Genomic DNA, 13,781 nt, shown 5'->3' on the forward strand with positions numbered 1-13,781 from the left:
TAGGCAGGAAATTCAAAAGCGATTTGCACTACGGCTCTTTCCACTTCTTCCTCAATTCGATTCTTGAGGTTTGGCTTCCTTCTATTGAGTTCCCGTAGTGCCAACTCACCTCCTTGGTCGTAGAGCTCTTTGAAACGATAAAAGCTATCTCTGCTATAACCAAAAAGCTTGCAGGCCTGAGATACGTTGCCCAATTGTTCTGCTAACTGTAATAAACCTACCTTAGATTTAATTACCTTTGCTTCTGTATTCATTCTGACAGTTTTAAGGATTAATATTTGTTGTTTTGACTCTTTAAATATAATTCTTAACTGTCAGATTTTATCGTGGTTACTTCATTTTAAAAAAAAAGTCGGATTACTCTTCCTTTGTGGTTCCTGCTTCGTCATTCTCGGCATCTTCCGCTTCTTTAATTAAATTGTTTTCTAAAATATTTAATTTTTTAAGCTTTTCTTTCCAAGTGGCTAAGGCGGCTTTGTGATTTTCGATATTTTTAATCACCTCTCTAACTACCGGATTGTCCTCAGAAGCATTGGAGAAGAACTGAAGGTTGTTCTCTAATTGTCTGACCTCGTTCTTGCTTTCGTCTATTTTTCTTCTAATAAAAGTACGTTCGTTAGAGATCGCATATTCATTATCGTTATTAGCCAATTGCTGAATCTTATTGCCGTATTTAAGCAATTCTGCCTCTTGTTTGTTGATGTTTAGTTTTTTGAAAATCGCATCAAGAATTTTGTTGAACTTAACATTAATGTTCTTTTTGTTAAAAGGGACCCTGCCTATAGATTTCCATTCTGAAATAAATTCTTTTATGCTGGTTAAATCTTTGGATTTATCCCCACTTAGTTCAAAAGCCTTTAGTTTTTCTAAACATGCATTTTTAAGATCAAAATTCTCAGCTTCTTCCTTGTGTGCTTCATTTTTTAAGGCGTGTAAACGGTCAAAGAAATGGTTGCAAGCGGCTTTGAATTCTTTCCATATTTTATCCGAATACTTTCTTGGGACATGTCCGATTTTTTTCCATTCGTTCTGAATCCTTTTTAATTCTTGAGTAGTCGTATCCCAATCTTCACTATCCTTTAAGGAAACGGCAAGTTTTAATAAATCTCTTTTTTTATCGAGATTTATCTGCTGTTCTTTCTTTAGGTTCTTATAGTAGTTGTTTTTGTTCCTATTAAATTCCCTAACAGCTTCCTTAAAGCTTGCCCAAGTTTTTTCATTTACCTTTTGTGGTACCTTCCCCGCCTTAAAGAAAGACTCTCGAAGAGCCTCGACCTCTTTTATTTGTTGCTGAAGCTCTTTGTGTTTCTGAGATACGTTGGATGCTATAGCGCTAATGGCTTGGGTAATTTCTGTTTTCTTGGCTAAATTTTGCTCGTATACTTTTTCAATGTCTTTAAAGTGTTCTTGCCTACGGCCGTGGAGGGCTTTGGTGGCATTGCTAAAGCGTTCCCAGATTGCTTCTCTATGGTCTTTGCCAACAGGGCCTATGTCTTCCTTCCAGATTTTGTGCAGGGTTTGTAGTTCTTGGAAGGCTTTAGATAAATCTTCTTCCCCCACTAGGGCTTCGGCGCGCTCTACTATCTTAATTTTTTCTTCTAGATTGTGTTTAAAATCTAAATCGCGCAATTCTCTATTAAGATGTAAAAAATCGTAAAAAATTTCAATATGATGGTGGTAAGTACGCCAAACATCATTGTAGTTTGTTCTAGGAATAGGGCCTGCATTTTTCCAAGCTTCCTGTAAGTCCTTGAAGTTTTTATAGGTGGTGTTGATGTCTTCTTCGACATTAACAAGTCCCTTTAACTCATTGATTATTTCTAATCTCTTGGCTAAATTGGCTTTAAGTCCCTGTTCTAAATTTTTATAATAGAGGTTTCTTTTTTCGCGATATTCGGAATAAACTTCATTAAACTGACGCTTGGTTACCGAATTGTATCGGAAATCAATTTCATTGCCGCCATTATTAATAAAGTCTTCTTTCTTTTCCTCGATGAAATCTTGAAATTTTAAGTCGAATTCAGCTTTAATACCTTCTACATGCTTCTTTATGGCTTGTACCTTTTCGTTACGGATCAAGCGTTGTAATTCTCCAACCAGATTTTCCATGGACATGGCATGGTAATCGGGCATAGGGATCTGGTGTCTTTGTTGATTGTCTTCGTCCTCGGCATCTTCGGCATTAGATTCATCAATTTCTTCCAATACATCTTCTTTTTCCTCGTCACCATCTTTTTTGGTGGATGTTTCTGCCATAGCTGATGTTGTATCTATATCGGCAACAGAGTCTTGATCTACTGTATTTGTTGTTGTTTCAGATGATATTTCTGAACTTTTGGAGGATGCAGAGGTCTCTGAAACTTCTTCTATCTCTACATTATTTTGTAGTTTATCTTCTTTGTCTTCTAACATTTTATGAATGTTTATAGCTTTCTAATTCTAATATACGGAAATATACTAACAACCGCTTTAATAGCAAAGCTTATGAATCTTCTTTTTAAGATTTAGCAGTGAAAAATGCAAAATGTATCTTAAAATTTCTTGCTTACTTATAATTCCTCACCAGAATTCCATATGGACCAAGCTTTTTCTGCCTGTAGCTCTAACATGTTTGCTCCGTTACAGATCTGGGCTCCTTGTGCTGCTCCTGCCAAAAGGAATGCTGTTTTATCAGGATTATAAATTAAATCGTAGAGCAGGTGTTTTTCTGTAATAAAGGAGTATGGAATAGTTGGTTTCTCTTCTATATTGGGAAAGGTTCCTAAAGGAGTACAATTAACTATTACTGAGTAATTGGCCATGATCTCCTTATTAAGGTCCTTATACTGCAGTTGTCCTTCGGCGGGGTTTCGCGAAACAAAATTGTAACTAATGCCCAATTCAGCGAAAACATGGGCAACTGCTTTGGAAGCACCGCCAGTACCTAAGATAAGAGCTTTGGTGTGGTGATCTTTTAAGTGGGGTGCGATAGATTGTCGAAACCCATGGGCGTCTGTATTGTACCCATAAGTTTTGTTTCCGATAACTTTTATGGTGTTTACTGCTCCTATTTTTTGTGCTTCTGGGTGAATCTTAGTTAATAGAGGCATTATTTTTTCCTTGTAGGGAATAGTGACATTAAAACCTACGATATTGTTGTTGCCTTCTAGAAGATTAGTAAACTCTTCTATTTCTTCCAAGTCAAAATTTTCGTAGGAATGGGTGTCTAGTCCCATTTTTGAAAACTTATTGGTAAAATACCCTTTTGAAAATGAATAGGAAATGTTTTTTCCTATCAAACCAAATCTAAACTTTTTTTTCTCTGTTATTTCCATACCAATCCAAACCTATTAAAATGAATATTCCAAATAAGATAAAAAACAAAGCCCACCATGTTTCTGTGGACTCTAATTGTGGTAAATATCTTTCGTAATTTTTTATGATAGGATTTTGGTTTGAATCCATTATTAGGTTGCCATCGTCAGATGTTAGGAAAAGTGTTCTTTTCCAAGGCCATACCACTCCTAAAGAGCCTGTTATAAAACCAATAATTACCGCGGTGGTAATGTGTTTGTAGTGTTTTAATACAAAGCTTAAGAAATGCGATAATGTAACCAGGCCTACTGCCGATCCTGCTGTAAATACAGCTAATATTTTTAAGGTGTTCAGGCGCTTTGAGTTTTCTAGAAAACTAAAGTTGCCAACCAAGATTTCTGATAAAGTGTCGTAAAGGGCATTTACAGAATCGACCAATAATAGAACGTAGTTCCCTAATAAGATTAGGATAAAAGAACCTGATAATCCAGGTAATGTCATTCCAGAAACACTTATTATGCCGCAGAAAAAAATAAAAATCAGGTTCCCGTTTTCGCGGGCCGGACTAAGAAAACTGATGGAGATGCCTACTAAAAGGCCTAAAATACCGGCGGTAATAGTTTTTTTGTTCCAGTGGTTGAAGTCTTTAGCAATAAAGTAAATAGAACCAAGGATCATCCCAAAAAAGCTAGCCCAAACAAAAAGCTCCTTGGTTTCTAAAAAATAATCCAAGACTTTAGAAATACTAAAATAGCTTACTAGCATTCCAAGAATAAGAAGGGATAAAAATTCTCCATTGGTATAGCTATAAAAACTTCTAAATCTTCCACTTGCCAAAAGTTTAATTGCCTTAAAATTGACTTTTTGAAGGGAATATATGAATTCCTCGTAAAAACCACCGACATAAGCAACAATACCTCCAGAGACACCTGGTACTTTATTGGCCGCCCCCATGCATAGTCCTTTGATAATCAAAAAGAATTTATCCGACAATGTTCTGGAGTTTTTCATTTGGGTGGTAAGGTTTACTTTTTAGTAGCCAACTTTTCTAGCATAAAAATAAGGGAAAAACCTAGGATACCTAAAAGAATGGCCCATAATATTTGAGGATCGCCATCAAAGGATAGGGGAGAAATGTTTTGTTCCTTGATTGTAATTATTTTTTCGCCAAAGGTTTTCGTTTCCAACACTTCTTTCCATGGCCATATTTTGTTAAGTGAGCCTAAAATAAAGCCTGTTAAAATGGCAAGGGTAAGGTTCTTATAGTGAGAAAACATCCATTTTAAGAGTTTGGAAAAACTCAATAATCCGAAAATAGCCCCAAAACCTACAGTAATAATTATTTTAAGATCGCGTTCATGAACGGCTTCAAGTATGGTTTTATACGATCCCAATAAAACAAGAATGAAGGCTCCTGATATACCTGGTAAAATCATAGCGCAAATAGCCAAAGCTCCCGAGAAAAATAAATAAGGGAGGGAGTCGGTGTTTGCAGAAGGGGGTAGGCTGGTAATAAAATAGGCCACTACCGCACCAAGAACTAACATCAATATGGTGGCGGTATTCCAGCGTTGTATTTCCTTGCCTACGAAAAAGACGCTGGCAATAACAAGGCCAAAAAAGAAGGACCAAAGCGGAATAGCCTGATTTTCTAATAGCCAACTGATTAATTTTGCCAAGGAAACTACGCTAATTGCTATGCCTGAGACCAAGGCAAGTAAAAAATTACCGTTTAATTGTTTCCAAAAAGAAGTAAAACCTTCTTTTTTAAGGGTTTTTAAGAGCGATAAGTTTACATTGTTAATACTACTGATAAGTTCTTCGTAAATACCAGAGATAAAGGCGATGGTGCCTCCTGAAACCCCGGGTACTACATCTGCAGCACCCATGGCCATTCCTTTTAGGGATATAAAAATATAATTTAAAAGATTGCGTTTTTCCATAATTGATAAAAAAACAAAAATAGTTTATTTATCTGGAAGCTTTTTTGATATCTTGGATTAAGTTTTTCGCCCAGTCCGTATGGTAAAATTGCGGAAACTCCTTCTTGAATAAATGTAACTGTCCTATATCTATTTTTAAAGCATTGATTAGTTGGTGCTGAGCTTTTTCAAAATCGCTGATCAATAGGTAAAAGCCTGCTAATTTATATTGCATTTCTGAGCGATCCGGATAAAAAACGATCCCTTGCAATAATATTTCAATGGCCGAGGGTACATCAAAATTTTGGATCGCGACATTGGCCCAATGAAACCATATGTCAAATTCAAAATATCCTAAGTCTACCGCTTGCTGGTAGGCGTAATAGGCTTCGTCATTGTTTTTTAAGGTGGCGTGTATACGGGCGCATTTTTTCCAGTATTTGGCATTCTCACCATCTAGATTAATGGCCTTATTGATATAATAAAGGGCTTTTGTGAAATCTTTTTGTCGAATATAATAGTCCGTAATGGCTAGCCATCCTTTATCCAATAAAGGGTCTTCGTGTACAGTTCTGTAGTAAAATGACTTTGCTAACTCCTCGTTTTGTAACTTTTCATGGCATCTCCCGATTCTTAAATAGGCATGAGAAGTGGGGTCTTCCATTTCTATGGTGATCTCGTAGTTTTCTATAGCTTCATTATATCGGCCTAGTTTTTCCAAAACCTTTCCTTTTTCAAAATAGGCTCCAATAAAGGTGTCATCAGAAATAACCGCAAAGTCAAAGGCAGCCAAGGCTTCTTTGTATAGTTTTTTCTCAAAATACATTTTTCCCAGCTGGTGCCAAGCAACTTCGCTATAAGGGTTTCGTTCTAAGTAATCGTTCAGATATAAAATGGCACCATCGTGTTCTTCCAAGAACTCAAAACAATAGATGACATTATAGAGCGATTGGTAATCATGTTCGTCATGCGAAACACATTTCATGAAGTTGAGTTTGGCATCTTCAAAATTATCCATGAATAGATACTCCATGCCCAATAGGGAATGAATGTCAAAACTATCATCGGTAAGGTTAAGAGCCTCATGTAAGAGCATAACTGCGGCCTCATGATTGTCTTTTTTAGAAAATATGTTGGCACGCTGAATGTAAATTTCTTCGTTGCTACTATCAATAGACTGCAATTCGTCAAGAAGTTGTTCGGCCAGATCCAAGTTGTTTTCAAAAACAAGGACTTCGACAAATAACAGCTTCAATTCGATACTGTCCGGATGCTGTTCTAGACTAATTTTTATGGCCTTTTTGGCCAAGGCAATTTTACCGTTGTTTAAGTAATGGTGTATGATGTCCTCGAAATCCTCTGCGTCAAAGAAGTATATGTCATCTGTCTTGAGCATGGATTCAAACTTTGTAATGGGTGGTCCAGGTCTTTCATTCGGTTCTAACGCCATAGGAACTCTTTGATTAATCTTATGAAAACTAAAATAGTCTTTTGAGAATTGTATTTACGGAGGGTCGGGACTATATTATTAACAAATTAGTTAACAATTTATAATTGCGATTTATCTAGAACTTCTAAGATAATAGCACACCCAGCAATAATTTCCTCTTCCGAGAGGGTTAATGGGGGTGAAATCCGCACCGCTGTTGGTTCAAATAGCAACCAAAACAGAATAAGGCCGTTTTGGGCACACCTAAGAACCAATTCATTGGCTAATTCCGGGCTGTCTACCATAATGGCAAGCATTAAGCCTTTTCCGCGTATTTCCGTAATTTTCGGATGTTTTAAAAGTTTTCTGAAAAGCTTTTCCTTTTTTAAGGTGTCGGCAATCAGTTGGGATTCCGTCAACTCCTCCAAGGTGGCCAAACAAGCAGCTGCTATAACAGGGTTTCCGCCAAAGGTAGTAATATGTCCGAGTTTCGGACTGTCTTGCAATGACTGCATTATTTTATTGGAAGATACAAATGCACCTACAGGCATCCCGCTAGCCATGCCTTTGCCTATTACCAAAATGTCCGGAACACAGTTGAAGTGTTCAAAAGAAAACAATTTGCCTGTTCTTCCAAATCCCGGCTGTATTTCATCTAAAATCAATAAGGCGCCAACTTCTGAACATCGCTGTCTTACCTTCTGTAAATAATCATTTTTTGGCAGTATAAAGCCAGCCCCTCCTTGTATGGTTTCTAAAACAACCGCGGCTGTTTTTTCCGTGATACGTGCTAGATCTGCTTCCTCATTAAACTGTATAAAGCCAACATCGGGAATAAGGGGTCTAAAGACGCTTTTTCGCTCTTCAAGTCCCATTAAGCTTAAGCTTCCCATAGTATTTCCATGATAGGCCTTCTTCGCGGCCAAAATTTGTGTTCTTCCTGTATATCGTCTGGCTAATTTTATGGCACCTTCCATCGCTTCTGTTCCCGAGTTTACCAGGTAAGTGGACTCTAAAGGATCGGGCAGGTGTTTTGCTAAAAGCTTGGCATAGGCTACGGCAGGCTCCTGAACATACTCTCCATATACCATAACATGCATATATTTCTCTGCTTGTTCTTGGATAGCTTTTACCACTCTAGGGTGACAATGACCTAGGCAACAGGCAGAAACGCCAGCTACAAAATCCAAATGAGCCTTGCCTTGGGAATCATAAATATAAGAACCTTTGGCATGGGAAACTTCCATGGCTAAAGGGTGTGGGCTAGTCTGAGCCTGATATTTAAAAAAATCGTGAAGCATTTTAAGGTTCTTGTTTTGCTTTTGTTAAGGCAGTTTTTGTTTTAGAAGGTGTTGTGCTTGGTCTATTTTTTTCTGGTTGGTCAATGGGGTCTCCTTGGTTTTTGGAACGCTCTTCTTCCTCAGCATCGATGTCTATAGGGTTTTCGATGCCTCTAATGGTGGGGAGCACTAGATTGTCGTCGTCCTCATCGAAAATATCTTCCATGGTAAGTATCCGTTCTTCTCCTCTCCAAATAAAACCTTTTAATTTTCGGCTATTATCGGGTAAATCTTTTTCCGGAAAAATATCCCCATCGGCATTGGTATTGAGGTAGATATCTTCAATATCGTTTTTGTCCATCGTTAATCGGATAGCACTACAGATACTTTTGTTGATGCCTATAGGTTCTTTCTTATCGTTGTACATATAGTAAATGACCTCGGTATTCTTGACCAAATCTATGATTTTTAGCTCATTGTCTATAAACTGTCCAAACAAATCTTTTCCCTTTGCTTGGTTATAGCCAGTGTTGCTAACCGTGTCCAAGGCTATGATAAAGGCATTATTGATTACCTTGAGCGAATCGAGTTTTTCGGTTTTTAAATTCGTGAGCAAATGAATGCTGTCCCCGGTCATCTGGTTTTTACCGTTCCAAATAATAGGGGCTTTAATGAGTTGTGTTATTCCTGTCTTTTGGTCGAAATGAATGGAGTCGCATTTGCCGCTAAGATCTTTTTTGTAAAATTTAGCATTCCGAAAGGTTCTTAAGATGCGTTCATCGGGTTTTCCTGTGATCATTAAAGTATCTCCGTGCATATAAAGCGAGTCTTTTTCTACCAGAGTAATCGATACGGCTCGTTTGGTAGCAAAAACAGAATCCTTGGCCTTGTGTATTTCGGCGTAATGAGCCCTTATGATCCCTTTATTAATGGTATCCGTGATGGTAATATTATTGGTGGCAGAAGCAAATTCCGACTTCTTGTCAAAGAAAAGACTGTCGCCTTGAATGATTCTGTTATTGTAATCTATACGGGTGTTTTTGATACCGTAGCCACTTTCTATTTTTGTATCGTAGAACCCACGTTCGCAATACAGTTTATAGGCTTCCCCTGTGATGGTTGACGGTCCGTACATATAGACATTCTTAGAAGTCGTATAGTAATCTAATTGTTTGGAATCTATAATATAGTCAGGATTGTTAATGTTTACGCTGTCCAAAAATTGTAATTTTTTTAGAGGCATAAAATATCGGCCTATTTTACTGGTCAGGGTATTGGAAGAATCTACTACAGTACCATGGTCTTGATAAAAAGCTTCTTGCCTTTCTCGGTCAAGCCGCAGGGTATCGGTAGTAAGGGTCATACTAGAGTTTGTCAGAACAACATTGTCCCATGCTTTTGCTAGTTTTACATTACCATTGTAGTCTATTTTGCCACTGGTCATTTGTAGAGAATCTCCTTGTTGTAAACGGATATTGCCAATGGCTTTTAACTTATTCTCTTTCTGGTAAAAGATGGCAATATCGCACCATAAGTCGGCGCCTTGATGTTCAAATTGTACCTGTTGCCCATCTTTTCTGAAAATTGCCGCACCGGGATACAGTTTCTCGTCTTTGGTAAAGGTACCTCCGTAAACAATGTTTATTTGTTTTTTTTCTGGTTGTTTATCCTGCGCTGGGCTATGATAAGCTGTGAGAGCTGCAAATAAAAAGAATACTAACTTGTGCAAGGTGTTTAATTTTTGCTCAAAAATAGCATATTTTGAGTGAGGATAATATAGTTTAGGATAGAATTAGTATAAGAGTAGAAATAAAAAAGCCACTTTTCAGTGGCTTTTTAACTCTTATCTATGAATGGTTTGCGTTCTGTCCGGGCCTACCGAAACAATTTTAATAGGCACTTCTAGTTCTTTTTCCAAAAATTCGATATAATCGTTTAAAGCTTGTGGTAATTGAGAAGCTTCTGTCATGCCAGTTAAATCTTCGTTCCATCCTTTTAATTCAGTATAGACAGGAGTAACGTTTTCTGGCTCAATATTATAAGGGAAATGGTTTATGATCTCTCCTTTATATTTATAGGCAGTACAAACATTGATGGTTTTAAAACCAGAAAGAACATCGCCTTTCATCATCATTAATTGGGTAACGCCATTTACCTGAACTGCGTATTTCAAAGCTATAAGGTCTAACCATCCACAACGTCTTGGTCTTCCTGTTACGGCGCCAAATTCATTACCGATCTTAGCCATCTTTAAGCCTACTTCGTCAAATAATTCAGTTGGGAATGGGCCAGAACCAACACGGGTAGTATAAGCTTTAAAAATACCGTATACTTCCTTAACCTTATTAGGGGCAATACCCAAACCTGTACAAGCACCAGCTGCAGTAGTGTTAGAAGAAGTAACAAACGGGTATGTACCAAAATCAATATCTAATAAAGATCCCTGTGCGCCTTCGGCTAAAATAGTTTGACCTTCTTTGATGGCACTGTTAAGGTATTCTTCGCTATCGATAAACTGTAATTCCTTTAATTTTTCGACTGCGGCAAAAAATTCTTTTTCCAGCTCTTCTAAATCGTATTCTATGGCTACATCGTAGAAGCTGATCATAGATTCGTGCTTATTAGCTAGTGCGCGATATTTTTCTTTCCAATTTTCTAATTCAAGGTCACCTATACGAATTCCGTTTCTGCCGGTTTTATCCATATAAGTGGGGCCAATACCTTTTAAGGTAGAACCTATCTTAGCCTTTCCTTTACTGGTTTCGCTGGCGGCATCCAATAAACGGTGCGTTGGGATAATGATATGGGCTTTGCGGGATACGATCAATGTTTTTTTATAATCGATCTTGAATTTGTCCAAACCTTCTAGTTCTTTTACAAAAACTACAGGGTCTATAACCACACCATTCCCGATAACATTCACGGATTCTTTATGAAAAATACCTGAGGGGATAGTACGTAAAACATGTTTAATTCCGTCGAACTCCAAGGTGTGTCCAGCATTTGGGCCTCCCTGAAAACGGGCAATTATGTCATAGTCTTTGGTTAGTACATCAACGATTTTTCCTTTTCCTTCGTCTCCCCACTGTAGTCCTAGTAGTAAATCTACTGCCATTATATTATGTAATTGGATTAATTATTTGTCTTCTTTGTTTCTTGTCCCGTAAAAATAGAGGGAATGAGTGTTTATTTTGATGTCAAAAATCTCCTCTATAGTTTTTTTGATGGATTGGATACGGGGATCGCAAAATTCCATAACCTCTCCGGTATCCGTTAGGATAACATGATCGTGCTGTCTGTCGAAATAAGATTTTTCATATTGGGCCTGGTTTTTACCAAATTGATGCTTTCGTACCAACTTACAATCCAATAATAATTCGATGGTATTGTAAAGCGTAGCTCTACTAACCCTATAGTTCTTATTTTTCATTTTGATATAGAGTGATTCTATGTCAAAATGCTCGTCATTATCGTATATTTCTTGTAAAATAGCATAACGTTCTGGTGTCTTTCTATGACCATTTTCCTCTAGAAAAGTGGTGAAAACATTTTTGACTATTTCCTGATTCGTATTATCTCCCATAGCAGTTTGCCCAGCATTAAGCTGCAAATGTACAGTTAAAATTTAAATTCTGGTTACTTTATCGATACCGTTAATGCCCTTTAGACTTTCTATAACTTTTTTAAGGATAGAATTGTTTTTTACAACAAGGGTAATTCTTCCGGTAAAAGTACCGCCATCGGTACTAAAATTAAGGTTTCTCATGTTTACATGCAGGTTGCCCGATATGATTTTGGTGATGTCACTGATCAATCCTAAATTATCTAGACCGGTAAGGATTATTTCCGATGTAAACTCTTCTTGTGAAGAATCTATCCATTTCGCACTAATTATCCTATAGGCATAATTGGATTGCAGTGAAATGGCATTTGGACAATTCTTTTTATGCACCTTTATTCCCTCGTTAACGCTAATGAAACCAAAAACTTCATCGCCGGGAATAGGATTGCAACATTGCGATAATGTAAACTCTAGTTTGTCTTCTTCTTTCCCGAACACAAGGGTGTCAAATTTCGTGGTTATTTCATCCTTGTCTACATCTTCGGGAACATGTTGTTTTCGTATTTTATTTTTAAAGAAACTGATAAAGGCATTGCTGTAAGAGGCAGCAAATTCCTTGATTTTTTGGTTGTCAATAACCCCTATTCCTACCCTGTAAAATAAATCCAGACTTGTTTTTAGTTTAAAAAAGATCACCATTTTGTGAATGGTATCGTCGTTAAAACTGATTTTTTGAGATTTAAGTTTCCTTCTAAGGATTTCCTTGCCTTCCTCGGCAGTCGATTTCTTCTCTTCGCGAAGCGAGGATTTAATTTTTGCTCTTGCTCTTGCCGTAGTAGCATAATCTAACCAGTGTTGGCTAGGTTTGGCTGTGACGGAGGTGATAATATCTACCTGGTCTCCACTGTTTAAGGTGGTGTTTAACGGTACCAGCTTTCCGTTTACCTTGGCCCCACGGGTATGCATTCCTATTTCCGTATGGATATTAAAGGCAAAATCTAATGGGGTAGCTCCTTTTGGAAGTGATTTTAATTCTCCCTTCGGAGTAAAAACAAATATTTCCTTGGAATATAAGTTTAATTTAAATTCCTCTACAAAATCTACCGCGTTTGAATTGGCGTTTTCTAAGGCTTCCTGTAGTTTGTTCAACCATTCCTCAATACCTTGCTCCTTTTGGTCGCCATGTTTGTATTTAAAGTGGGCAGCGTAGCCTTTCTCTGCGATTTCATGCATCCTCTCGCTCCGGATCTGTACTTCTACCCATCGCCCTTTAGGACCCATAACGGTTATGTGCAGGGCCTCATATCCGGTAGATTTTGGAGAAGATATCCAGTCCCGTAGTCGTACCGGGTTAGGTGTAAAGTGGTCGGTGACGATGGAGTAAATTTTCCAAGCCAGAAATTTTTCATTTTGCTTGTCCGATTCATAAATGATCCGAATCGCAAACTTGTCGTAAATCTCATCAAAGGAAACATTCTGAATCTTCATTTTCCGTCGGATAGAAAATATAGATTTCATCCTTCCTTTGATCTTGTATTGAAGGTTCTCCTTGTCTAAGGAATTACTGATTACTCCCGAAAAAGCATCTATATAGGCTCGTTGGTCTTCTTTGGATTCTTCTATTTTACTCAGTATGTCGGAATATACCTCTGGTTCGGTATATTTAAGACTTAAATCCTCAAGTTCCGTTTTTATATTGTAAAGGCCTATTCTATGGGCCAAAGGGGCGTAAATATACAGGGTTTCAGAGGCGATCTTAACTTGCTTGTGCTCTGGCATAGAATCCATAGTAAGCATGTTGTGGTAACGATCGGCAATTTTTATGATAATAACCCTTACGTCATCGTTTAGGGTTAGGAGCATTTTTCTAAAATTTTCTGCCTGTTGCGATATATTCATATCCTTTTTCAGGTGGGCAATTTTAGTAAGGCCGTCGACAATGCGAGCGACGGTTTCCCCAAACATACGTTCAATATCGGCAAGGGTATATTCGGTGTCCTCTACCACATCATGTAACAAAGCCGATGCTATAGAAACTGCATCCAACCCTATTTCCGAAGCCACAATCTTTGCCACGGCAATTGGATGAAAAATATAAGCTTCTCCAGATTTTCTTCTCTGATCTTTATGAGCATCCACGGCTGTATCAAAAGCTGATCGAATTAACTTTTTGTCCTCATCTGTCAGCGTTTGATAACTGATACGAAGCAATTCCTTATATTGCTTGGCAATCTCCTTGTTTTCTTTCTCTATTGCAGCTTCTGTCATCATAAAATACATCTATCGTCTTGAAA

The 13,781-nt window shown here is 37.6% G+C and carries 11 protein-coding genes; all 11 read right to left on the reverse strand.

Going from position 1 to position 13,781, the window contains the following annotated elements:
- Nucleotides 1-254: helix-turn-helix domain-containing protein (locus BUA16_RS12025; protein WP_143150502.1), on the reverse strand; the 254-nt coding region annotated here is incomplete at its 3' end.
- Between the two features lie 103 nt (nucleotides 255-357).
- Complete coding sequence (locus BUA16_RS12030) at nucleotides 358-2,412, reverse strand: DUF349 domain-containing protein (protein ID WP_072765002.1); 2,055 nt, start codon at nucleotides 2,410-2,412, stop codon at nucleotides 358-360.
- A gap of 137 nt (nucleotides 2,413-2,549) precedes the next feature.
- Nucleotides 2,550-3,314: a shikimate dehydrogenase family protein gene (locus tag BUA16_RS12035; RefSeq protein WP_072765003.1), complete on the reverse strand. Its 765-nt coding sequence runs from the start codon at nucleotides 3,312-3,314 to the stop codon at nucleotides 2,550-2,552.
- Nucleotides 3,286-4,305 (reverse strand): DUF368 domain-containing protein, encoded by a 1,020-nt coding sequence (locus BUA16_RS12040; protein ID WP_072765004.1) that lies wholly within the window; start codon nucleotides 4,303-4,305, stop codon nucleotides 3,286-3,288. Before BUA16_RS12040 ends, BUA16_RS12035 begins: the two co-directional genes overlap by 29 nt.
- Before the next feature lie 14 nt (nucleotides 4,306-4,319).
- Complete coding sequence (locus tag BUA16_RS12045; protein ID WP_072765005.1) at nucleotides 4,320-5,237, reverse strand: polyprenyl-phosphate transporter; 918 nt, start codon at nucleotides 5,235-5,237, stop codon at nucleotides 4,320-4,322.
- Between the two features lie 28 nt (nucleotides 5,238-5,265).
- Nucleotides 5,266-6,666 (reverse strand): tetratricopeptide repeat protein, encoded by a 1,401-nt coding sequence (locus BUA16_RS12050; RefSeq protein ID WP_072765006.1) that lies wholly within the window; start codon nucleotides 6,664-6,666, stop codon nucleotides 5,266-5,268.
- A gap of 98 nt (nucleotides 6,667-6,764) precedes the next feature.
- Complete coding sequence (locus BUA16_RS12055) at nucleotides 6,765-7,946, reverse strand: aspartate aminotransferase family protein (protein WP_072765007.1); 1,182 nt, start codon at nucleotides 7,944-7,946, stop codon at nucleotides 6,765-6,767.
- 1 nt (nucleotide 7,947) lies between these two features.
- Nucleotides 7,948-9,654 carry an OstA-like protein gene (locus BUA16_RS12060; RefSeq protein WP_072765008.1) on the reverse strand — a complete coding sequence of 569 codons (1,707 nt, stop codon included), beginning with the start codon at nucleotides 9,652-9,654 and terminating at the stop codon, nucleotides 7,948-7,950.
- A 114-nt stretch (nucleotides 9,655-9,768) separates the two neighbouring features.
- Nucleotides 9,769-11,040 carry an adenylosuccinate synthase gene (locus tag BUA16_RS12065; protein WP_072765009.1) on the reverse strand — a complete coding sequence of 424 codons (1,272 nt, stop codon included), beginning with the start codon at nucleotides 11,038-11,040 and terminating at the stop codon, nucleotides 9,769-9,771.
- 21 nt (nucleotides 11,041-11,061) lie between these two features.
- The gene (locus BUA16_RS12070; protein WP_072765010.1) at nucleotides 11,062-11,508 is read right to left on the reverse strand and encodes a Fur family transcriptional regulator; all 447 of its coding nucleotides are present in this window, start codon (nucleotides 11,506-11,508) and stop codon (nucleotides 11,062-11,064) included.
- A gap of 42 nt (nucleotides 11,509-11,550) precedes the next feature.
- Nucleotides 11,551-13,755, reverse strand: a complete 2,205-nt coding sequence (locus BUA16_RS12075) for a RelA/SpoT family protein (protein ID WP_072765060.1) — start codon at nucleotides 13,753-13,755, stop codon at nucleotides 11,551-11,553.
- Nucleotides 13,756-13,781: the final 26 nt, after the last annotated feature.

This window comes from Arenibacter nanhaiticus, assembly GCF_900141935.1.
GTDB lineage: Bacteria > Bacteroidota > Bacteroidia > Flavobacteriales > Flavobacteriaceae > Arenibacter > Arenibacter nanhaiticus.

Excerpts from the sequence above, each read along its gene's own strand:
- BUA16_RS12030 (WP_072765002.1), bottom strand. The coding sequence starts at position 2,412 with ATGTTAGAAGACAAAGAAGATAAACTACAAAATAATGTAGAGATAGAA.
- BUA16_RS12035 (WP_072765003.1), bottom strand. The coding sequence starts at position 3,314 with ATGGAAATAACAGAGAAAAAAAAGTTTAGATTTGGTTTGATAGGAAAA.
- BUA16_RS12040 (WP_072765004.1), bottom strand. The coding sequence starts at position 4,305 with ATGAAAAACTCCAGAACATTGTCGGATAAATTCTTTTTGATTATCAAA.
- BUA16_RS12045 (WP_072765005.1), bottom strand. The coding sequence starts at position 5,237 with ATGGAAAAACGCAATCTTTTAAATTATATTTTTATATCCCTAAAAGGA.
- BUA16_RS12050 (WP_072765006.1), bottom strand. The coding sequence starts at position 6,666 with ATGGCGTTAGAACCGAATGAAAGACCTGGACCACCCATTACAAAGTTT.
- BUA16_RS12055 (WP_072765007.1), bottom strand. The coding sequence starts at position 7,946 with ATGCTTCACGATTTTTTTAAATATCAGGCTCAGACTAGCCCACACCCT.
- BUA16_RS12065 (WP_072765009.1), bottom strand. The coding sequence starts at position 11,040 with ATGGCAGTAGATTTACTACTAGGACTACAGTGGGGAGACGAAGGAAAA.
- BUA16_RS12070 (WP_072765010.1), bottom strand. The coding sequence starts at position 11,508 with ATGGGAGATAATACGAATCAGGAAATAGTCAAAAATGTTTTCACCACT.
- BUA16_RS12075 (WP_072765060.1), bottom strand. The coding sequence starts at position 13,755 with ATGACAGAAGCTGCAATAGAGAAAGAAAACAAGGAGATTGCCAAGCAA.